Annotated in this window: 22 protein-coding genes and 1 tRNA gene; 14 read left to right on the top strand and 9 right to left on the bottom strand. The window is 59.2% G+C overall.

Annotation, left to right across the window (positions count from 1 at the left end):
• Positions 1-11 precede the first annotated feature (11 nt).
• Positions 12-1310 (bottom strand): NCS2 family permease, encoded by a 1299-nt coding sequence (locus JNO50_RS16540; protein WP_189531462.1) that lies wholly within the window; start codon positions 1308-1310, stop codon positions 12-14.
• 166 nt (positions 1311-1476) lie between these two features.
• Between JNO50_RS16540 and gmk the strand changes: the two genes are divergently transcribed.
• The 7 genes from gmk to JNO50_RS16505 all read left to right on the top strand — a co-directional run bounded on the left by gmk (position 1477) and on the right by JNO50_RS16505 (position 6479).
• A complete protein-coding gene (gene gmk, locus JNO50_RS16535; RefSeq protein WP_189531461.1) occupies positions 1477-2103 on the top strand; it encodes a guanylate kinase in 627 nt (208 codons plus the stop codon).
• A 53-nt stretch (positions 2104-2156) separates the two neighbouring features.
• Positions 2157-2363: a DNA-directed RNA polymerase subunit omega gene (gene rpoZ / locus JNO50_RS16530; protein WP_189531460.1), complete on the top strand. Its 207-nt coding sequence runs from the start codon at positions 2157-2159 to the stop codon at positions 2361-2363.
• Positions 2364-2388: 25 nt separating this feature from the next.
• Complete coding sequence (locus JNO50_RS16525) at positions 2389-4545, top strand: RelA/SpoT family protein (protein WP_189531459.1); 2157 nt, start codon at positions 2389-2391, stop codon at positions 4543-4545.
• A complete protein-coding gene (gene thiS / locus JNO50_RS16520) occupies positions 4542-4754 on the top strand; it encodes a sulfur carrier protein ThiS (protein ID WP_215796413.1) in 213 nt (70 codons plus the stop codon). The genes JNO50_RS16525 and thiS overlap by 4 nt, the downstream gene beginning before the upstream one ends.
• A 38-nt stretch (positions 4755-4792) precedes the next feature.
• Positions 4793-5593 (top strand): thiazole synthase, encoded by an 801-nt coding sequence (locus tag JNO50_RS16515; protein WP_189531458.1) that lies wholly within the window; start codon positions 4793-4795, stop codon positions 5591-5593.
• A 117-nt stretch (positions 5594-5710) separates the two neighbouring features.
• Positions 5711-5923: a 30S ribosomal protein S21 gene (gene rpsU, locus JNO50_RS16510; RefSeq protein WP_189531457.1), complete on the top strand. Its 213-nt coding sequence runs from the start codon at positions 5711-5713 to the stop codon at positions 5921-5923.
• A gap of 109 nt (positions 5924-6032) precedes the next feature.
• Positions 6033-6479 (top strand): GatB/YqeY domain-containing protein, encoded by a 447-nt coding sequence (locus JNO50_RS16505; RefSeq protein WP_189531456.1) that lies wholly within the window; start codon positions 6033-6035, stop codon positions 6477-6479.
• Here the strand turns inward: JNO50_RS16505 and JNO50_RS19085 are convergent.
• Positions 6457-6606, bottom strand: coding sequence for a hypothetical protein (locus JNO50_RS19085; RefSeq protein ID WP_229804507.1), 150 nt, complete (start codon positions 6604-6606; stop codon positions 6457-6459). The two genes, JNO50_RS16505 and JNO50_RS19085, sit on opposite strands and share 23 nt — an antisense overlap.
• On the opposite strand from JNO50_RS19085, the gene dnaG reads away from it, so the two are divergent.
• From dnaG to JNO50_RS16490, 3 genes are all read left to right on the top strand, one after another.
• A complete protein-coding gene (gene dnaG / locus JNO50_RS16500; protein WP_229804503.1) occupies positions 6541-8256 on the top strand; it encodes a DNA primase in 1716 nt (571 codons plus the stop codon). The genes JNO50_RS19085 and dnaG overlap by 66 nt on opposite strands.
• A gap of 67 nt (positions 8257-8323) precedes the next feature.
• The gene (rpoD, locus tag JNO50_RS16495; RefSeq protein WP_189531454.1) at positions 8324-10252 is read left to right on the top strand and encodes an RNA polymerase sigma factor RpoD; all 1929 of its coding nucleotides are present in this window, start codon (positions 8324-8326) and stop codon (positions 10250-10252) included.
• A 21-nt stretch (positions 10253-10273) separates the two neighbouring features.
• Positions 10274-10350, top strand: a tRNA-Ile gene (locus tag JNO50_RS16490).
• Positions 10351-10444: 94 nt separating this feature from the next.
• Here the strand turns inward: JNO50_RS16490 and JNO50_RS16485 are convergent.
• From JNO50_RS16485 to JNO50_RS16460, 6 genes are all read right to left on the bottom strand, one after another.
• On the bottom strand, positions 10445-11176 hold the full coding sequence (locus JNO50_RS16485) for a LytR/AlgR family response regulator transcription factor (protein WP_215796412.1): 732 nt from the start codon (positions 11174-11176) through the stop codon (positions 10445-10447).
• Positions 11173-12234 carry a sensor histidine kinase gene (locus JNO50_RS16480; RefSeq protein WP_189531453.1) on the bottom strand — a complete coding sequence of 354 codons (1062 nt, stop codon included), beginning with the start codon at positions 12232-12234 and terminating at the stop codon, positions 11173-11175. The genes JNO50_RS16485 and JNO50_RS16480 overlap by 4 nt, the downstream gene beginning before the upstream one ends.
• Positions 12235-12247: 13 nt before the next feature.
• Positions 12248-12964: a LiaF transmembrane domain-containing protein gene (locus JNO50_RS16475; protein ID WP_189531452.1), complete on the bottom strand. Its 717-nt coding sequence runs from the start codon at positions 12962-12964 to the stop codon at positions 12248-12250.
• Positions 12961-13344 (bottom strand): LiaF transmembrane domain-containing protein, encoded by a 384-nt coding sequence (locus JNO50_RS16470; RefSeq protein ID WP_189531451.1) that lies wholly within the window; start codon positions 13342-13344, stop codon positions 12961-12963. Before JNO50_RS16470 ends, JNO50_RS16475 begins: the two co-directional genes overlap by 4 nt.
• A gap of 236 nt (positions 13345-13580) precedes the next feature.
• Positions 13581-13997: a KGG domain-containing protein gene (locus JNO50_RS16465; protein ID WP_215796411.1), complete on the bottom strand. Its 417-nt coding sequence runs from the start codon at positions 13995-13997 to the stop codon at positions 13581-13583.
• A gap of 65 nt (positions 13998-14062) precedes the next feature.
• A complete protein-coding gene (locus JNO50_RS16460) occupies positions 14063-14269 on the bottom strand; it encodes a DUF2795 domain-containing protein (RefSeq protein ID WP_189531450.1) in 207 nt (68 codons plus the stop codon).
• A 616-nt stretch (positions 14270-14885) separates the two neighbouring features.
• Between JNO50_RS16460 and JNO50_RS16455 the strand changes: the two genes are divergently transcribed.
• The 3 genes from JNO50_RS16455 (at position 14886) to speF (ending at position 19678) form a co-directional block, all read left to right on the top strand.
• The gene (locus JNO50_RS16455; protein ID WP_189531449.1) at positions 14886-15698 is read left to right on the top strand and encodes an FkbM family methyltransferase; all 813 of its coding nucleotides are present in this window, start codon (positions 14886-14888) and stop codon (positions 15696-15698) included.
• Between the two features lie 156 nt (positions 15699-15854).
• Positions 15855-17129: a response regulator gene (locus JNO50_RS16450; RefSeq protein WP_189531448.1), complete on the top strand. Its 1275-nt coding sequence runs from the start codon at positions 15855-15857 to the stop codon at positions 17127-17129.
• 383 nt (positions 17130-17512) lie between these two features.
• On the top strand, positions 17513-19678 hold the full coding sequence (speF, locus tag JNO50_RS16445) for an ornithine decarboxylase SpeF (RefSeq protein WP_189531446.1): 2166 nt from the start codon (positions 17513-17515) through the stop codon (positions 19676-19678).
• Positions 19679-19743: 65 nt separating this feature from the next.
• On the opposite strand, the gene JNO50_RS16440 is transcribed toward speF, so the two are convergent.
• Positions 19744-20676, bottom strand: coding sequence for a LysR family transcriptional regulator (locus JNO50_RS16440; protein ID WP_189531444.1), 933 nt, complete (start codon positions 20674-20676; stop codon positions 19744-19746).
• A gap of 129 nt (positions 20677-20805) precedes the next feature.
• Between JNO50_RS16440 and JNO50_RS16435 the strand changes: the two genes are divergently transcribed.
• Positions 20806-21036, top strand: coding sequence for a hypothetical protein (locus JNO50_RS16435; protein ID WP_189531443.1), 231 nt, complete (start codon positions 20806-20808; stop codon positions 21034-21036).
• The last annotated feature ends 71 nt before the right edge of the window (positions 21037-21107 follow it).

The following is a 21107-nucleotide window of genomic DNA, read 5'->3' as shown; positions in this document are numbered from 1 at the left end:
GTGATTGTAACTCAAAGGAAGAAGGCGAGCTTGAAGATCCACAGCACCGCGATCACGATGACGGCCGGCTTCAGATCGGCGAATCTGCCGGCCAGCAGCTTGATCAGGGTATAGCTGATGAACCCGAAGGCGATGCCGTCCGCGATCGAGAAAGTGAAGGGCATGGCAAGAGCCGTCATGACCGCCGGCGCGGATTCGGTCAGGTCGTCCCACTGGATCTCGGCGAGGCCTCGCGCCATCAGCACGGCCACATAGCAAAGCGCCGGTGCGGTGGCGTAGGCGGGAACCGTTTTGGCCAGCGGGGAGAACCACAGGCAGGCCAGGAACAGCAGGGCGACGACCACGGCGGTCAGGCCGGTGCGACCGCCGACCGCGGTGCCGGCGGCCGATTCGATGTAGGCGGTGGTGGAGGAGGTGCCCATCACGGCTCCGGCGGTGATCGCCACGGAGTCGGCCATCAGCGCGCGTTTCAGTCGCGGCAGCTTGCCATCCTTGTCCAGGAGCCCTGCGCGGTGCGACACGCCGACCAGGGTGCCGGTGGTGTCGAACAGGTCAACGAAGAAAAATACGAAAACCACGCCGATCAGACCGGCGTTGAGCGCGCCCTGGATGTCCATTTTCATGAGGGTCGGTGCCATGCTGGGCACGGGAGCCACGATGCCTTCGAATTTGGACAGGCCAAGCAGGATCGACAGCGCGGTCACGGCCAGAATGCCGATGATGATGGAGCCGTGGACACGGCGGTATTCCAGCGCGACGATGATGAAGAAGCCCAGAATGGCGAGCAGCGTGGACGGCTTGTGGATATCGCCGAGGGTCAGGTAGGTCGCCGGGTGCGCGGCGATCACGCCGGCGTTCTTCAGGGCGATGATGGCGAGGAACATGCCGACGCCCGCCGAGATGGCGAACTTGAGGGAACGCGGGATAGCGTTCACAATGGCTTCACGAACCTTGAAAAGACTGACGGCGAGGAAGACCAGTCCGGAAATGAATACGGCGCCCAGAGCCGTTTCCCAGGGGACGTTCATGCCCTTGACCACGGTGAACGTGAAATAGGCGTTCAGGCCCATGCCGGGTGCCAGCGCGATCGGGTAGTTGGCGACAAGGCCCATGATCGCGGTGCCGAGCGCGGCGGCAAGACAGGTGGCGACGAAGACGGCGTTCAGATCCATGCCCGTGCTGGACAGGATGAGCGGGTTGACCAGGATGATATATGCCATGGTCAAGAAAGTGGTAAAACCGGCAATCACTTCCGTTTTAACGGATGTGTTGTGTTCTTTAAGCTTGAACAGGTTTTCGATCAGCTGCATCGGGGGATAGCCTTCAGTCGGATAAGAGTTTGTTGCAAAGCACATAATTCTAGTTCGGCACCCTGGCAAACGCCTAAATTTTGATGTGAAAATACTCCATGGCTTAACGTGGGTCGCACGGCTGTGGTATCCTGAAAAATTACACTTTGATGTGGATGTCTTGCTCATGACGCAGCCAACCGGGACGATTTTTGTTGTGGTAGCGCCTTCCGGGGCAGGTAAAACCTCGCTGGTCGCTGCCTTGCTCGATGCCGAGCCCGGCGTCGAACTGTCGGTGTCCTACACCACCCGCGCTCCGCGCAGCGGGGAAGTGGCGGGCAAGAACTACCATTTCATCGATCGCCCGAAATTCGAGGAGATGATCGGGCTGGGCGATTTCGTCGAATACGCCGAAGTGTACGGAAACTATTACGGCACCAGCGCCCGCTGGCTGGAGGAGCGCCTGGCCAAGGGGCGCGATATCCTGCTCGAGATCGACTGGCAGGGCGCCGCCCAGGTGCGACGGATTTTCCCGGAGGCGGTGAGCATTTTCATCATGCCCCCGTCGATCGAGGAACTTGAGCGGCGGCTGCGCGGCCGGGCGACCGACAGCGAGGACGTCATCCGCCGTCGTCTGGCCGAGGCGCGTTCGGAAATTGACAAGGTTGCCCAATACGATTACATCGTTGTGAACGACAATTTCGAGCGGGCTCGCGCCGACCTGATCAGCGTCGTGCGCGCCCAGCGCCTGAAAGGCGACGCGCAGCGCGCGCGGCATGCGGAAAAACTGGCGCGCATGGGAACCTGCGCCTGAGCGAACGGCGCACCACGCATTTTTATTTAGTGAATTACTGAAAGAGGATAACCATGGCCCGTATTACTGTTGATGACTGCCTGGATCGCATTACCAACCGCTTCGACCTGACCCTGGCCGCGGCGTACCGCGCCCGTCAGGTGGCTTCCGGTGCGACGGCCTTCGTGGATGCCGGCCGCCATAAACCCACCGTCGTGGCGCTGCGTGAAATCGCCGCGGGCCATGTCGGCAAGGAAGTGCTGAACCGCGGTAAGGCCTGATCCTCTCTGGCGACGTTTGCCCACGATGAGTAACGATATCGCCGAAGCGGTCGATTACGACGCGGTCGTGCGCCGCGAGGCCGAAGCCTTTTTCGAGGCGGCCTCGCGCTATCTGCGGCCGGAGGATATCCAGTTGCTGCATCAGGCCTTCGATGTCAGCCGCGAGGCGCATGAAGGCCAGACACGCAAGAGCGGCGAGCCGTATATCACCCATCCGCTGGCGGTGGCGACCATGCTCACCGACTGGCGGCTGGACGTGCAGGGGCTGGCGGCGGCCCTGCTCCACGACGTGCTTGAGGATACCGGCGTCACCAAGCCGACGCTGACCGAGAAATTCGGCAAGACGATCGCCGATCTTGTCGATGGCCTCTCCAAACTCGAACGGCTCGAGTATCAGACCAAGGAAACGGCTCAGGCGGAAAACTTCCGCAAGATGGTGCTGGCGATGGCGCGCGATATCCGCGTGATCATCGTCAAGCTGGCCGACCGCATGCACAACATGCGGACCCTGGACTCCATGCGCGAGGACAAGCGCAGGCGCATCGCGCTGGAGACGCTGGAAATCTATGCGCCGATCGCCAACCGGATCGGCCTTAACAAGGTGTATCGGGAGCTGCAGGATCTGGCGTTCCGTCATCTGCACTACCACCGCTACAACGTGCTCTCCAAGGCGGTGCGCGGCGCGCGCGGCAACCGCCGCGAAGTGGTCAACAAGATCCTCCAGTCGGTCAGCCAGAAGCTGGTCAGCAGCAATATCGAGGCGGTGATCAAGGGGCGGGAGAAGAACCTCTACAGCATTTACAAGAAGATGCAGGAAAAACACCTGTCGTTTTCCGAGGTGCTGGACATCTACGGTTTCCGCGTCGTGGTGAACGATATTCCCAGCTGCTATCTGGCGCTGGGCGCCCTGCACAGCCTTTACAAGCCCATCCCCGGCAAGTTCAAGGATTACATCGCCATTCCCAAGAGCAATGGCTACCAGAGTCTGCACACCACCCTGTTCGGCCCCTACGGCACACCGGTGGAAATGCAGATCCGTACCCGCGAGATGAACCGCATCGCCGAAGCGGGAGTGGCCTCGCACTGGATGTACAAGAGCGGCGACGCGAGCCTGGATACGGCCCAGCAGCGCACGCACCAGTGGTTGCAAAGCATTCTCGACATCCAGGCGGAAAGCGACGACGCCGTCGAGTTTCTTGAACACATCAAGATCGATCTTTTTCCCGACGAGGTATATGTGTTCACCCCCAAGGGCAAGATCATGGTGCTGCCGCAGGGCTCGACCCCGGTCGACTTCGCGTATGCGGTGCATACCGATGTGGGCCATCGCTGTATCGCGGCGCGCGTCAACCATTCGCTGGTGCCGCTCAGGACAGTGCTACGCAATGGCGATTCGGTCGAGGTGATCACCTCGACGCAGACCAAGCCCAACCCGTCCTGGCTGACATTTGTCGCAAGCGGCAGGGCTCGTTCCTGCATCCGCAGTTATCTCAAGAGCCTGCAGCGCACCGATGCGGCCGTGCTGGGCGAAAAGCTGCTCAAGCAGGCGGTCGGTGCTCTTGCGGCGCGTCCGCTGGCCGTGGATGCCGCCCTGGAAGAGGCCTACCTTGCCGCTTTCGGCGACAAGATCACCACGTTCCGGGATGTGCTGGCGGAAATCGGGGTGGGCAAGCTTTTGCCCGTCGTTGTCGCTCGTCGCCTGATCGAACTGGCCGGCGAACGTCTGGGCGAGGATCTGCATGTCGGTCCGGTCACCATACGGGGAACCGAAGGCGGCGCCGTGCAGTTGTCATCGTGCTGCAACCCCATTCCCGGCGATGCTATCATCGGTGTGATCATCAAGGGGCAGGGGCTGGTGATCCATCGGGGCGAATGCCCCAATGCCAAGCGTGTCGATCACGATAAATTGCTGACGGTAAGCTGGGAGGCGCAGAAAGACCGCATGTTCGGGGTCAATGTCAGCGTGCTGGCCCATCATGAGCGCGGGGCGCTTGCCGATATCGCCACGGTGATCTCCCATGCGTCGGCCAATATCGAAAAGGTCGATACCAAGGATACCCACGTCGGCGATGGTTACATCCATATCGACTTCCGGTTGCAGGTCGATAATCTGGCTCACCTGGAGCGCGTCATCGCGGAAATCGAGCAGCTCGACGTGGTGCAGAGAACGGAACGGAAATGAGCCAAGTGTTGCAAATTTGCCTCAATGGAGAGGCGCGCGGTTTTGCCGGCGTGTCGACCGTTGCCGAGCTGATCCGCGAGCTGGATTTGACGGGGAAGCGTATTGCCGTGGAGCGCAATGGCGAGATCGTGCCAAGAAGCCGTCATGAGTTGGAAAACCTGGCCAATGGCGATGTGCTGGAGATCGTGGTGGCCGTCGGCGGAGGCTGATCGGCTTGACTGACTTTGTTTTACAGGGTGTGGGACACGTGGACGACCAACTGATCATAGCGGGCAGGCATTATGCCTCCCGTCTGCTGGTGGGAACCGGCAAATACCGGGATTTCGCACAGACCGCCGCGGCGCTCGATGCGTCGGGCACCGAGATCGTGACGGTGGCGATCCGCCGGGTCAATCTCGGACAGGATCCGGATCAGCCGAATCTGCTCGACTTTCTCCCGAAAAACAGGTATACATTGCTCCCCAACACGGCGGGGTGCTACTCCGCCGACGAAGCGATCAGAACGCTGAGGCTGGCGCGCGAGCTGCTCGACGATCACCGGTTGGTGAAGCTCGAGGTGCTCGGCGATCCCGCCTCGCTGTATCCGAATGTCCGCGAAACGGTCAGGGCCGCCGAAGTGCTTGTCGGCGAAGGTTTCGATGTCATGGTCTACACTTCGGATGATCCCATTGTCGCCAAGGAACTGGAAGACATCGGCTGCTGCGCGATCATGCCGCTGGCCAGCCTGATCGGTTCCGGCATGGGCATTCTCAATCCGTGGAATTTGCAGCTGATCATCGAAAGGGCCCGTGTTCCCGTGCTGGTCGACGCCGGGGTCGGAACCGCTTCGGATGCCACGATCGCCATGGAGCTGGGCTGCGACGGCGTGTTGATGAATACCGCCATCGCGGCGGCGAAGGATCCCGTGCTCATGGCGCGCGCCATGGGCTTGGCCGTTGAGGCGGGCCGAGCGGCGTACCATGCCGGACGGATGCCGAAACGTTTTTACAGTGCAACACCAAGTTCTCCAACCGAGGGGGTGATTTCGGCAGGCAAACCTGGCGCATGATGCGCAAGGCTGCTCTGCCCGTGGAGTGTCAGGCTTTTACTCGAGCCGCTTTGTTGTTAAAATACCCGTTTCTATCAAGATCAAGCATTTAGCTTCCAGAATTGAGGACACTAAGTAATGCCCCATATTCGCGTTAAAGAGAATGAGCCCTTCGAAGTAGCGATGCGTCGCTTCAAGCGTTCCGTTGAAAAAACCGGCCTTCTGACCGAACTGCGCGCCCGCGAGTTCTACGAGAAGCCGACCACCGAACGCAAGCGCAAGCATGCCGCTGCCGTGAAGCGCCATTACAAGCGCATCCGCAGCCAGATGCTGCCGCCGAAACTGTACTGATTTCCAGTCGGCCCGGTTGTGAGCAGGACCGCAGGGAACCCCTGCGGTTTTGCCATTTGTGCTTTCCGAATATGACTGCAATCCGCAGTTTTTCCCTGTGAGTCCGATCATGAGTCTCAAAGCCCGCATTAGCGATGACATGAAAAGCGCCATGAAGGCCCGCGAAAGCAGCCGTCTGGCCGCCATTCGCCTGCTGATGGCCGCCATGAAGCAAAAGGAAGTGGACGAGCGTATCGAGCTGGACGACGCCGCGATCATCGGTGTTGTCGACAAAATGCTCAAGCAGCGCCGCGACTCCATTGCCCAGTTCGAGGCCGCCGGCCGCCAGGATCTGGTTGACAAGGAAAAACTCGAGATGGACGTGTTGTCCTCTTACCTTCCCGAGCCGCTGTCGGATGCCGAAGTCGACGCGCTGATCTCCGCCGCTATCGAGACGACCGGCGCGGTTTCCATGCAGGACATGGGCAAGGTGATGGGCGCTGTGCGCCCGCAGATGGCCGGCCGCGCCGATATGGGCGCCGTCTCCGCCCGCATCAAGGCGGCTCTCGCCCGCTGATGCCCAGGTGATTCCGCAGGATTTTGTCGATCAGCTCCTGTCCCGCGTCGATATCGTCGATGTGGTGGATCGCCATGTCCCGCTCAAGAAAGGCGGCCAGAATTATCTGGCCTGTTGTCCTTTTCATAAGGAGAAGTCACCGTCATTTACGGTGAGTCCGACCAAACAGTTCTATCATTGTTTTGGATGCGGAGCGCACGGCTCGGCCATCGGCTTCGTGATGGAATATCAGGGGCTCGGTTTCGTCGATGCGGTACGCCTGCTCGCCGAAGGCGTGGGCATGACCGTGCCGGAGGCGAGCCGGGTCGACCAAGCCGCCTCGCGGGCGGCCCGCGAGCGGCAGATGACGCTCGAGGACGCGCTGCAGCGTGCCGCCGTGTACTACAAACAGCAGCTCAAGGGCGCCCCCAACGCGATCCGCTATTTCAAGGAGCGGGGGGTCAGCGGCGAAATCGCCGCGCGTTTCGGGTTGGGCTATGCCCCTGGCGAATGGCAGAACCTCGAGACGGTCTTCGAGTCTTACGATGACGGGCGGCTGGTCGAAAGCGGTCTGGTGATCGTCAATGACGAAGGACGCCGTTACGACCGTTTCCGCGACCGCGTGATGTTTCCGATCCGCAATCAGCGCGGCGCGATCATCGGTTTTGGCGGACGGGTCCTGGGCAAGGGCGAGCCAAAATACCTGAATTCGCCCGAGACGCCGCTGTTCGAAAAGGGCCGGGAACTGTACGGGCTTTACGAGGCCAGGCAGGCGATACGGGAAAAAAACCGTGTCCTGGTCGTCGAGGGCTACATGGATGTGGTGGCGCTGTCCCAATTCGGGATAGGCTATGCCGTCGCTACGCTGGGTACGGCGACGACCGGCGAGCATGTGCGCAAGCTGATGCGCCACGCGGACGATGTGTACTTCTGTTTTGACGGCGATGCGCCCGGCCAGAAGGCGGCATGGCGGGCGCTGGAAAACAGTCTTCCGCAGCTGGCGGATGGCAAGGCGCTGCATTTTCTGTTTTTGCCGGAAGAGCACGATCCGGACAGTTTTGTGAGGGCTGAGGGCGCCGACGCGTTCGAAGCCAGGCTGGAGGCTGACAGTTTGCCGCTTTCAGCCTATTTTACCCGCGAGCTGACACGCCGCGTGGACATGACATCGCCGGAAGGGCGGGCCGACCTGATACGGCAGGCCAAACCGCTTCTGGCACAGATTGCCGCTCCGGTTTTGGGGTTCATCATCAAAAAAAGGCTGGCGGAACTCGCCGGCATCGAAGTCGACGAGTTCGACATGCTGGTGGGCAACGCGAAACCGGAACGCAAGGGGAAACGCGAATACCGCGTGCCCCAGGAGTCGAACCGGCAATTCACGACATCGCTGATTCGAAAGCAGATCAAATGGCTGCTGATGAACCCTTCGTGGGCTTGCGATGTCCAATTGCCAGATAGTCTGACCTTGTCGGACGAATTGGCCTGTTTTGCGATGCTCGCCGAACGCGCCACGGAGCACGCCACCGAGCCGACACCGGCTCAGCTTGTGGAGTGCGCGCGTGGCACACCCTTCGAGGGGTTGGTGGACAGCATTCTGCAGCAGGCCATGCAGGATCCGGAAGAGTTTGCGTCACCCGATGAAGCAGCCCGGGAACAATTCCGCGACGGCAATGCGCGATTGCTGCAATTGCTGCGGAATGTCGAGCTGGAAAGGCTTAAATTCAAGTCACGGGGTGAGCGGCTGACGCCGGAGGAATCGCAGCTGTTGCGCGAGTTGCTGACGCGTCCCGCCGACGGGTAGTCTCAACGCATGCGCAGCGGTGTTATAATCAACTGTTTTTTTCGGCTTTTTTCAAGCAGGAAGCGAAATGGCGGCCTCTCCCGAGAATCATAAAGACCAACAGGCGGATGAACAAGGTACCTTGAGCCTGGAAGAACAGCGCAAACGGCTGCGTCAGCTGATCGCGCTGGGCAAGGAGCGGGGTTATCTCACCTACGCTGAGATCAACGACCACCTGCCGGAAGATGTCTCCGACGCAGAACAGATCGAGAACATCGTCACCATGATTTCCGGTTTGGGAATCCAGGTGTACGACGAGGCGCCCGATGCCGATACGCTGCTGATGTCCGATGCGACGCCGGCCGTGGCTGACGAGGATGCCGTGGAAGAGGCCGAGGCGGCGCTCTCCTCGGTGGACTCCGAGTTCGGCCGGACGACCGATCCGGTGCGCATGTACATGCGCGAGATGGGTTCCGTCGAACTGCTGACCCGCGAGGGCGAGATCGAGATCGCCAAGCGGATCGAAGACGGCCTCAAGCACATGATTCAGGCGATTTCGGCTTGTCCTGGCACCATCTCCGACGTGCTGGAGCTGATGGAGCGCGTCGCGCGCGACGAGACGCGTGTCGATGAGGTGGTGGACGGCATCATCGATCCCAACGCCGAAGCCGAATCCGACATCCCGTTCGCGGAAGCGTCCGAAGACGAGGATGAAGCGATCCTCGAGGAGGAAGAGGAGGAGGACGAGGAAAGCGAAACCGATGCCGGCGCCGTCTCCAATGCCAACCTCGAGGAACTCAAGCAGCAGGCGCTCGAGCACTTCGCCAACGTGCGCATGCTGTTCGACAAGCTCGTCAAGGAACTGGCCAAGGGCGGCACCCAGAGCAAGGGCTATCAGGAGCTGCAGGACGCGATCACGGCAGAGTTCATGAACGTCCGTTTCTCGACGCGCCAGATCGAGAGTCTGTGCGAATCGCTGCGCTCCCGGGTGAACGAGATCCGCACCTACGAACGCGACATCCAGGATATCTGTGTCAGCCGCGTGCGCATGGATCGCAACCATTTCATCAAGACCTTCCCCGGTAATGAAACCAATACCGAGTGGGTTGAACAGGAAATCGCCTCCGGCAAGGCCTGGTCCGAGTTCCTCAGCCGCTTCAAGTACGCGATCATCGAGAAGCAGACCAAACTGGCTGAATTGCAGGAAAAGGCCATGCTGTCGATCAAGGAGCTGAAGGAAATCAACCGCCAGATGTCGGCGGGCGAATCCAAGGCCCGGCGCGCGAAAAAGGAAATGATCGAGGCCAACCTGCGTCTTGTCATTTCCATCGCGAAGAAGTATACGAACCGGGGTCTGCAGTTCCTCGACCTGATTCAGGAGGGCAATATCGGCCTGATGAAGGCGGTGGACAAGTTCGAATACCGCCGCGGCTACAAGTTCTCGACCTACGCCACCTGGTGGATCCGTCAGGCGATCACGCGTTCCATTGCCGACCAGGCGCGCACCATCCGCATTCCGGTGCACATGATCGAAACCATCAACAAGATGAATCGCATCAGCCGCCAGATCCTGCAGGAAACCGGGCGCGAACCCGACCCGGCCGAGCTGGCCGAACGCATGGAAATGCCCGAGGAGAAGATCCGCAAGATCATGAAAATCTCCAAGGAGCCGATTTCCATGGAGACCCCGATCGGCGACGATGACGACAGCCACCTGGGCGATTTCATCGAGGACGCGGTGACCCTGGCGCCATCCGAGGCGGCGATGTACTCCAGCCTCAAGGATGCGACCAAGGAAGTGCTCGACACCCTGACGCCCCGCGAGGCCAAGGTGCTGCGCATGCGTTTCGGCATCGACATGAATACCGACCACACCCTTGAGGAGGTTGGCAAGCAGTTCGATGTGACCCGCGAACGCATTCGCCAGATCGAGGCGAAAGCCCTGCGCAAGTTGCGTCATCCGACCCGTTCGGAGCGTCTGCGCAGCTTCCTGGATAATGAACCCAACGGCCAATAACTCTGTTATAATGCGCCGCTCGGGCCTTTAGCTCAGTTGGTTAGAGCAGAGGACTCATAATCCTTTGGTCGCGGGTTCGAGCCCCGCAGGGCCCACCAGACCCGACAAATACCCCGTCAAGCGCGGGGTATTTTTCTTTTGGGCTTGCAATGTTTGCTGCGGCGGAGCTATTCCCTCGACGCTTCGCGCGTGTCACACGATGGATCGGATACGTTCATAACCCGCGCGACTGACCGGTATCCGGGTACCGTTGGCCAAGCGGGCGGCGTGACTGTCCCTGCCCTGTTTTTCCAGCGCCCTGAGCCGGTCAAGATTGATAATGTATGAGCGATGCACCCGGACAAAGCGTTTGGGATCCAGTCGCTTCCCGATCTCGCCAAGGCTTTGGGTTTTCAGGTAGGTTTTGCCCTGGGTGTGAATGGCGATATAGTCATCTTGCGCTTCGATGTAGTCGATGTCCGTGACGGATACGATATGGCTTTGCTCGCGGTCCCTGATCAGTATCCTTTCAAGGCACGACACAGAATCGGTGATCAATCCCTGCAGTCCGGCGCGCTCGTGGCCTAGCATGCCGCGCGCCCGCAGCAGCGCTTCGTCGAACCGCGCTTGAGAGAACGGCTTGAGCAGATAATCCACGGCATGCAGGTCGAAGGCCTTCACCGCATGCTCGTCATGAGCCGTGGTAAAGATCACGCCTTCCCGGCGACCGGTCAGTTCCAGCACTTCCAGCCCGGAAAGCAAGGGCATACGGATATCGAGAAACACCAGGTCGGGAGACTGTGTACCGATGATTCGGGCGGCCTGAAGGCCATCGCCGCACTCGGCGACGACTTCGATGTCCGGATGCCCATGCAGGTATTCCTTGAGCAATCGGCGCGCCAGCTCTTCGTCATCGGCGATCAGTACTCGCAATAAGCGGCTCATTGAGCGGTTTCCTCGTGTCGGGGCACAGTGATTTCAACGAGAAATGTCTGTCCATCGCGGCGCGCATTCAGGCTTGCCCGTGTATCGTAGTGCAAGGCCAGACGCTCGCGCAGGTTTTTGAGTCCGACCCCGGCGCCTTCCGGCAGCGTGGCTGAACCGGATGCGACGGGATTGCTTACCGTCACGCGCAGCCATCCACCCTGTACCAACGCCTCGATGCGGATCACGCCACCTTGCGCAAGACCGCCGATACCATGCTTGATCGCGTTTTCCAGCAGCGGTTGCAGGCACATCGGGGGCATGATGCACGTCCGGGCGGCTTCGTCGATGCGCCATTCGATGCCGAGCCGGTTGCCGAAGCGGCGTTTTTCAATGGCGAGGAATCGTTCGCACAGCCCGAGCTCTTCGCCCAGGGTCGTCGTGCCGCGCGATGACGCCGGCAGGCTGTACCGGAAAAATTCTGCCAGATCGATTGTCATCGCGCGGGCACCGGCCGGATCGATGGCGGTCAGCGCGCTGATCGAGTTCAGGCTGTTGAACAGGAAATGAGGATTGATCTGCGTGCGAAGCATCTGCAGTTCCGCTTCCCGCGCGAGCGCGCGCATGGCTTGCATTCGTTCGTTTTCCTGACGTGCGTTATCGGACGCGATCCAGGCATCGTGGATCAGCAAGGAAAACAGATACAGCACGACACCGCAGAGAAAAACCGGAAAGGATGCCACCGCGCCGGGAAACCCCGGTGGCCAGCCCGGCACAAGGGATTGCAGTGCCAGGCCCCAGATTTGCGCCAGAGCCCACCACATGCCGCCGGACAGGAGCGACGCCATTCCGAACAATCCGGCGACGCGCGAGGGCGCGCGTTGCGAATAAGGCAGGGCCTGGCAGACATAGTAGGCGGAGAGCGCCGTGAATCCGAATACAGGGCAAAGCGGTAGCGCGAAAGCCGCCGCGTTGACCCATCCTCCCCAGCGCAGGTAGCCGGTCAGCGCCGCGCCTGAGGCGAGCCACCCCGATAGGTAATACAACAGATGTTGGCGGTCGGACAGGAAGGGATGCATGCGCGACTCGGGGTCAATGGTTGATCTGAATACCGCCCATGATGACTCCGCCTTCGAGCGTCAGTATCTTGCTCGAGCTTGCCGGCGGAATCGTCTTGTCTTCCACACCTCCCAAGACGGGAGAAATCCGGATTTGTATTTGCCAGTCCCGGGGGATGCGGATCTGTATGCCCGAGCATACCGCGAATACGTGCAAGGCGGCTTGCGATGGCATCGACGCCTGGCTGAGGTCGAGTTCGATGGAACCCATCACCGAATGCAATTCGCCACCGGCGAATGCTTGGGCGTCGCAGCGCACCACGTTGCTGCTCATTGCCGCATTCACATGAATGAAGCCGTCCTTTTCCTCATGAATATCCGTGTCGGCCGAGGGGGCCGGGCGTGGCGCATGGCCCCGGAACGCCCTGGCCACGATGGCTATGCCCGCGATAATCAGGAGGAGCGGCAAAATCAGCCCCATCGCATGCTGAATCACTCCCAGATTTTGCAGGATCAGTCCGCCTCCCAGAACGGTGAACGCCAGCCCGGTAAGCCGTCCCGGGAAACTTCCGGACTGCATGATCTGCAAGACGCCAATCAGGCAAAACACCGATGGCCAGTAATCGGCAAGATTGCCGATGGCGATGATGCGCAACGAGTCGAGCAGGGCCAGCGATCCGGCCAGAATGAAAAACAATCCGAAGACGATGCGGCGTTGCTGGCGGTTCGGCGAGTGGCAGTGGTGTCTCATGGCCTGTCCCCTGTACCCGTTTTGCCTTGCCGAAGCAGGCCGCGCAGTACGAGATGCATGCCCAGAAGAATCAGCCCGACGGGCCAGGTCATGTGAAAGTTCAGTCCCAGAATGTGCTCGATGGAGACGTACAGCCAGGCCGCGATGGCAATATGGAAGGCTCCCTTGGCGATATGGCGCGCGTGGCGAGCCGTGGCGATTCGGGCCGCGCCGGACATGGCGAGCAGAGCGGGGAGGATGCTCCATGCCGAGAGCGATCCGAGAATGCCGAAAGCAGACAATGCGTACACCAGGCCGGCACCGATCAGAGACAATCCGAAAATCAGTTGCGAGCGTTGGCTTCCCCGCCGATGACGGCTGTCGAAATGAATGTAATGCACCGAAGTCTCTCCCGTTGGTTTCAACGTGATAACAATAAGCAAACCTGTCTTGCCTGGCTCGCATTATTCGGCGAATAACGGGAAAGTCTCGGTGAGTGGCTCCACTATGTGGTGCGAATACGGAAAACCCCCAATGATTGCTATGCAAATGTCTGGAAATCGGCAAAAAAACCGTCTGCCATAGAGCAGACGGGTGAACCGGGGGAGAACATGTAAGGGGGGAGCCGCAGGAGGGGTCACTCCGATTCGGGACTGTCCTTGTCGGAGTGCTCCTCGGTTTCCTTGCCCTTTTCAATGAGTTCCCGAACGCGCTGCCCGCCCTTGTGGCCGAGTTCCGAATAGCCTTCGGGGCCAAGCTGTTCCTTTCTGGCTTGCCCGCCTTTTTGTCCCAGCTCGGAGTAGCCTTCCGGTCCGAGCTGTTCTTTGCGGGCCTGGCCGCCTTGGCTGCCGATCTCTTCGTAAAATTCCCTGCCATGTTTTGCGGAGGTCGCCTCGCCTCCCTTATGTCCAAGTTCCGCATACCCTTCGGACCCAAGCTGGGCTTTGCGGGCCTCTCCGCCCAGCTTGCGGGCTTCCTGAACGGTCATGCTGTCATGCTTTCGAGTTTCCTGAGGATTATCTCGTTGGTTTTCCTTGCTGTGCTGTTGTGCCATGATGTGTCCTTTCCTGCTGCCGTGATAGGAGTCAAGGCCGGGTGATGGCCGGATCGGGGCCGTGTTTATGCCATCCGGCCGTACGCTTTCATCACTTGCTGCGGACCGCCGAATTGGTCCGCCGGCAGATCTTCCAGCGTCTTGAGCACTTCTTGCGGTGCGTGATTGTTTTTCGCGGTATTGAGCAGTTCCGCTTTGCTGGCGGGATAGTCGGCGCCTTTCAGAAACTTTTGTACATTGGCCGGTGAGCGGCCGCCAAGACCCTGTGTCATGGTTTACCTCCTTCCGTAATGTTTCAGGGAGATTCCGGATGAGCTCCGCCACTTGACAACTAAAGAGCGGTAGCTTCAAGGGTCGACATGGTGATAAGCGGAAAGGTTCCATTGGTGTTTTTATTTGAACCGTTGTGAACATAACGGTTGGCATGGACTGTTCATCCGGATCACTTGTTCTTCATCAATGATATTTTCGTGATTGTTTTTTTCCGCCAACCCTTCAGCAAGAAGTGAATTCCGCTGCGTTATGTGTGTATGGACATTGGTGAATAAATAACCCGTTGCATAAATAATTGTTTGGAAAAGCTTTTGGTCTTATATACCGGGTTTCAGGAGGAGATTCGCCTATCTCGGTGAGTTTTCTCTTCTATCGGTGAAAGAAGCTTCCGGATTGCATGGCGGTCCATCGTTTTGGTGCTATTCTGCGCCGTGAGGTGACCGATGAGGATCGCTGGTCTGCTTTTGCTGATTCGGGGCGGCAGCCCGCGGTGCTCGGTGTATGGTCGCGGCCGCGATGTCTGGCGGCCAGCCGGTAAATCAACAAGATTGAACGTAACTGCCGAGGCGGATGCGGCACTGTCTATCATCCCCTTTGTTTTCAGGATGCATTCTCATGAAGAATATCCCGCGCCCAGCGCCATTCATGCTGCTCTCGACCAATCATGGCAGCATGATCGTCAACCGCAACGATTATCACGCGTCGCCCGGCGGAACGTTCGGCGTCGGTTACGAATTGATGTCCCAGTCGGGCTATGAACAGGAGGAAATCGATTTTGTCCTGGCCTTGCTGGCCTCATGCTTGCGGGATAAGGGGCCGGGGGTACTGGCTATCGATTGCGGGGCGAATATCGGTGTGCATACCATCGAGTGGGCGCGCTTCATGTATGGCTGGGGCCATGTCATTGCCTTCGAGGCCCAGGAGAAAATCTACTACGCGCTGGCCGGGAACATCGTCCTTAATAACTGCTTCAATGTCAATGCCATGAACTCTGCCGTGGGGGCTGAGTGCGGGCACATCGATATCCCCGAGCCCGATTATCTTGTGCCGGGTTCATTCGGCAGTTTCGAATTGAAGCCGTCCGGATGCGGAGAGGATATCGGCCAACCTATCGATTACGGCAATCGCCCGTTGCGTGTTGAAATGGTGACGCTGGACTCCCTGGCGCTGGAAAGGGTCGATCTTGTCAAAATCGATGTCGAAGGCATGGAGGAACAGGTCCTGGCCGGAGCCGAGAGTCTGTTGCGGCGCCATCGTCCGATTCTCTTCGTCGAGATGCTCAAATCGGATAAGGAGGCGATCCGTGCGAGACTGGCGTCGTTGGGTTATATCGTGTTTCCGGCCGGTATCAATGCTCTTGCCATTCACGAAAGCGATCCGCTGCGGGTCCGGCTCAAGAACGAGGATGGGCGATTGCAGCTGGTCTGACGGCGCGCGGGCGTGATCGACGCTTGATGCCGGGCAACGTCTTTTGCGCAGACTTGCCTATAGTGAATAAGTAAGAGAGCGAGCGGACACCGGCTGGCTGGGCCTGGTACGGATCCGCGGCTCTTTGCGCCATGCGTAAAAAATGGATTGCGTGCCATGATCAATTCTGAAGGCTCTCTGGATGGAGGGCAAACGGACGACGTTTCCAGCCCGGATGGGACGGGATTGTCCGACGGGGCGCATGGGGCCGCGCACGAAGGAAGTCTCCTCCAATTGCAGGCCGAGAGGGACGCACTGTGTGCCGCGCTGCGCGAGGCCAAGCGCTCATCCCGTGACAAACTTGATTTGCTGGCTTTGTTGAGTCACGAATTCCGATCCGCGGTAAGCGGCGTGATCGGCATGACGGATCTTCTGCAACAAACGCCGTTATCGCGCGAACAGTCAAGTCTGCTGGACGGTTTGCGTTCGTCCGGACAGTCCATGCAGCAGTTGCTGAATGACTTGCTGGATTTTGTGCGTATCGAGTCGGGTCAATTGAAGCTGGAGAGCTTGCCGGTTTCGGCCAGTGCGTTGCTGGCCGATTGTGCCGACAAGCTCAGACCGATGGCCCTGACTCGTGGCGTGGCATTCGAAACCGGCATGGATGAGTGCATGCCGGTATGGGTGACGGGGGACGTTCTACGCCTCAAACAGGTCGTCATGACTCTGGCCGCGCAGGTCGTTGGCCGGGCCAAAGAGGGGCGCATTGATGTTTCCCTGGCGCCAACGGCTGCCGGTACGATTTCCCTGTTCGTTGTTCACTCGCACGGCAGCGAGAGGCCATGGCACTACGAGCCTTTCGATTTTCCTGCTTCAGGTCCGGCGACCCATTCCGATGATGGCGGACTCGACATGTTGATCTGCGGCCGATTGGTGCGTGCCATGGGGGGGCAGGTCTGGAAAGCCTCGGGCCCATCCGCCGCGCCTTCGTTCCGGTGCGACCTGCCATTGAACGAATGCGCGCCTCCCCGCTCCCGTGCCTTGTCGGATTTCGCGGCGCCGCTGCCGAAGTTGCGCGTTCTTGTCGCCGAGGACAACGTGGTCAACCAGATGCTGGCAACGCACCTGCTCACCCGGCTGGGGATGGGCAAGGATATTGATGTCGTCGAGAACGGAGCCGAAGCGGTCGAAGCGGTCAGGAGTAAAAATTACGATGTGGTGTTGATGGATGTGAACATGCCGGTGATGGACGGGCTGGAGGCGACCCGCCGCATCCGGTCGCTGCAGGCGCCTGCGCGGCAGCCCCATATCATCGCGGTGACGGCCAACGCTTTTGATTCCGATCGCCAGGCGTGCCTCGATGCCGGCATGAACGACTTCGTCAGTAAACCGTTCCGCAGGGATGACTTGTTGCTTTGTCTGGCCCGGGTGGTATCGGTGGGCGCAGACTGATTCCGTACGGAATATCCCAATTTCCGCCCTTGTCTGGTGGATGAGTCCTCTATTTTTCCTTTATTTACATACTGATATCCTATTCACTAGTGAATGCGGTATAGATATATTAACTAATGAAGAGTTTACTAATTTATGATGATTAGCATATTCTAACATTATGATCGGAGTTTGCTGTACATCAAATACAGTCTCTCGCGGCGGCAGAATAATGGATGTCATCGAGATCGGAGCCGGCTTCGAATTGTGCAGTATGGGTATTCCCACGATGCCGGATTTCAGGTCGCAGGGCCGCCGCGCTAACGGATCAAGGCAACAGAATCGCCTTTGTCAGGAGGTGGTGGTCAGAACTGGCTGGTTTATCACTCAAGGTAGGACAGAAGATGAATTATCTGAAAATTGCCCTTGGTTCAGTTGAAGCTTGCTGCATTAAAACCGAACGCGCCTACGTCAATGTCGCGGAAACGGACTTCGCCGATGTCGGCGCCGTTGTCATCAACGTGCAGGACATCACCGAAGGGAAGATCATCGACAAACTGATCTCCCGCGGCCTGAAAATCCCGGTCTTTGTTGAAACCCAAAGCAAAGAAATGCTGCCGCTGGAATACGTCGAGCACGTGACCAGCGTCATCGAATGCAACAAGCAGTCTCCCGAGTTCTACGGTCGCCAGATCGAAACCGCCATCACCAAATACAGCGAATCCATGCTGCCCCCGTTCTTCGGCCTGCTGCGCAAGTATGTCGAAATGGGCAACTCCACGTTCGCCTGCCCGGGGCACCAGGGTGGTCAGTTCTTCCACAAGCACCCCGCCGGCCGTCGCATGTTCGACTTCTTCGGCGAGAACCTGTTCCGTTCCGACATGTGTAACGCCGACGTGAAGCTGGGCGACCTGCTGATTCACGAAGGTGCCGCGCATGAGGCGCAGGCGCATGCCGCACGTGTTTACAACGCGGACAAGACCTACTTCGTCCTGAACGGTACTTCCGCTTCGAACAAAGTGGTATGTAATGCCTTGCTGGCCAAGGGCGACCTGGTTCTGTTCGACCGTAACAACCACAAGTCCAACCACCATGGCGCCCTGATCCAGGCCGGAGCGACTCCGGTTTATCTGGAAACCGCCCGTAACCCGTTCGGCTTCATCGGCGGTATCGACGCACACTGCTTCGAAGAGAAATACCTGCGTGAACAGATCCGTGCCGTGGCTCCGGAACGTGCCGACAAGGCCCGTCCGTTCCGCCTGGCCATCATTCAGCTGGGGACTTACGACGGTACCGTTTACAACGCCCGTCAGGTTGTGGACAAGATCGGTCACCTGTGCGACTACATCCTGTTCGACTCGGCATGGGTTGGCTACGAGCAATTCATCCCGATGATGAAAGACTGCTCGCCGCTGCTGCTGGATTTGAACGAAAACGATCCTGGCATCCTCGTGACCCAGTCGGTTCACAAGCAACAAGCCGGTTTCTCGCAAACCTCGCAAATCCACAAGAAAGACCGCCACATCAAGGGTCAGGATCGTTACTGCAACCACAAACGCTTCAACAACGCGTTCATGCTGCATGCTTCGACCAGCCCGTTCTATCCGCTGTTCGCATCGCTGGACGTCAACGCCAAGATGCACGAAGGCGAAAGCGGCCGCTACCTGTGGAAGCAGTGCGTGAAGTTCGGTATCGAAGCTCGCAAGATGCTGCTCAACACGTGCAAGATGATCCGTCCGTTCGTGCCCGAAACGGTCAATGGCCGCGCATGGCAGGATCACGAGACCGAAGTGATGGCCGAAGACCTGCGCTTCTTCGCCTTCCACCCGGGTGAGAAATGGCATGCCTTCGAAGGCTACGCCGAAGGTCAGTACTTCGTCGATCCTTGCAAACTGTTGCTGACGACGCCGGGTATCAACGCCGCGACCGGTGAATACACCGAATTCGGTATCCCGGCGACCATCCTGGCCAACTTCCTCCGCGAAAACAACATCATTCCGGAGAAGTGCGACCTGAACTCCATCCTCTTCCTGCTGACGCCGGCGGAAGACATGGGCAAGATGCAGCATCTGGTTGCCCAGATCGCCCGCTTCGAACGTTATATCGAGGAAGATGCGCCGCTGTCCGTGGTTCTGCCGACTGTTTATCAGAACAACGAAGAACGGTATCGCGGTTACACCATCCGTCAGCTGTGCCAGGAAATGCACAACCTGTACGTAAGCCGCAACGTCAAGCAGCTGCAGAAGGAAATGTTCCGTCAAAGCCATCTGCCCAAGCAGGTAATGAACCCGCAAGAAGCGAACATCGAATTCGTTCGCGGCAATGTCGAGCTGGTGGCGCTGTGCGACGCGGAAGGCCGTGTGGCCGCCGAAGGCGCCCTGCCGTATCCTCCTGGCGTGCTGTGCGTGGTTCCGGGTGAAGTCTGGGGCGGCGCGGTTCAACGTTACTTCCTCGCGCTGGAAGAGGGCATCAATGTGTTGCCGGGCTTCTCGCCGGAGCTGCAGGGGGTTTACCTGCAAACCGATCCGGATGGACGCAAGCGTGCCTACGGGTATGTAATGAAAAAATAACAAGCAACGCTGAGCTGCCGATGTTTGGCGGTATGATTGGCCGGGAACCAGGTTCCCGGCCTTTTTTATTGTCGCGTGTCAGCGGTGTCCCCTGTCGTGGCGCACGCGGCGAGCGTGGCCCGCCGGAAGCAGTCAGCCATGGCGCGCGCCGCGGGGCCGGCCTCGTCCGGACTGGCCAGGACCAGGTAAACCGGTGCGAAGCGGCGGCTGCCGTATTCCAGCGGCAGCGCGGCGAGCCGGCCGGACGCCAGGTCGTCGCGGATCAGATGCGCGGGCAGCCAGGCAAACGCCAGTCCGGCCCTGACCACTTCGATCGCGGTTTCCGCCTTGGTCACGGTCCAGCGGCTGCGGGCTTCGAGCCATCCCGCGTCGCGAGGGTGGCGCGAACCCGAATCGCGCACGACGACCTGGGTCCAGTTTTTCAGATCATCGAGACCGAGCGGTGCCGCGGGCGTCTGCAAAGGATGCGCGGGCGCGCTCACGGCGATGAATTCGGCCTCGAACAGCTTGTCCCCGAAAAAGCCGCTGGGCAGATCGCACACGATGGCAAGATCGACGTTTCCTTCCAGCAAGGCTTCATCGCCGCCCGATAGCACCACTTCAATCAATTCCACCCGGGTTTGCCCGCAGATGTTCTGAAAAGATTGCAACGCGTCGATGAGCAGCGCGGTCGGGTAAAGCCCGTCGACGGCCAGCCGGACCTCCACCTCCCACCCCTGATTCAGTGAGCGCGCGCGCTTTTCCAGTTGCATGGCCGCTTTCACCAGCGGCATCGCATCGCGCAGCAAGGTCTCTCCGATGGTGGTGAGCTTCATGCGTCGGCCGTCCGGCTCGAGCAATGTGACACCCAGCTGGCTTTGCAGGCGAGCCAGGGTGTAGCTGATGGCTGACTGGCTGCGAAACAGCGCTTCGGCGGCTTGTGCGTAGCTGCCATGTTCGACGATGGCTTGCAAAACTCGCCACTGTTCCAGCGTGGTGCGAGGGAATAGTTCGTTCATTGTTCGAAAATTCTGTTGTTTATCTGCTTAATTTTGCGCTTTTTTATCAGTTTTTCAAATAGTAAAGTGGAGCCACTGAAACGCGGCGTGATCTTGCCGCCGCACATAAACAGCTAAAGGAAAGAAACCATGAAACGCACTATGACCCTGATTGCCACCGTCTTCGCTTTTTCTTCGTTGGCCCATGCCGGCGACGGTTTTTTGAATGTGCAGAAAATGCAGGCCGAGAAAGCGGAAAAGCAGGTTCGGACCGATATCCGCTCCGGTGACGACGCCAACCGCGAAGCGCAACGCCAGGCGGCGGATCGCAAAGCCGGCGAAGCCATCGAGGCCAATCGCGACAACTACCGAACCAAGTAAACCGGATACCTGAACGGTTCCCTGATTTTGAGCGGGCGATGCCCATGCCTGACAGGGCTCCCGACATTGAA

The sequence above is a fragment of the Paludibacterium paludis genome (assembly GCF_018802605.1).
Taxonomy (GTDB): Bacteria; Pseudomonadota; Gammaproteobacteria; order Burkholderiales; family Chromobacteriaceae; genus Paludibacterium; species Paludibacterium paludis.
Note: the sequence above shows the minus strand (reverse complement) of the source record. Positions and strands in the feature narration are given on the sequence as shown.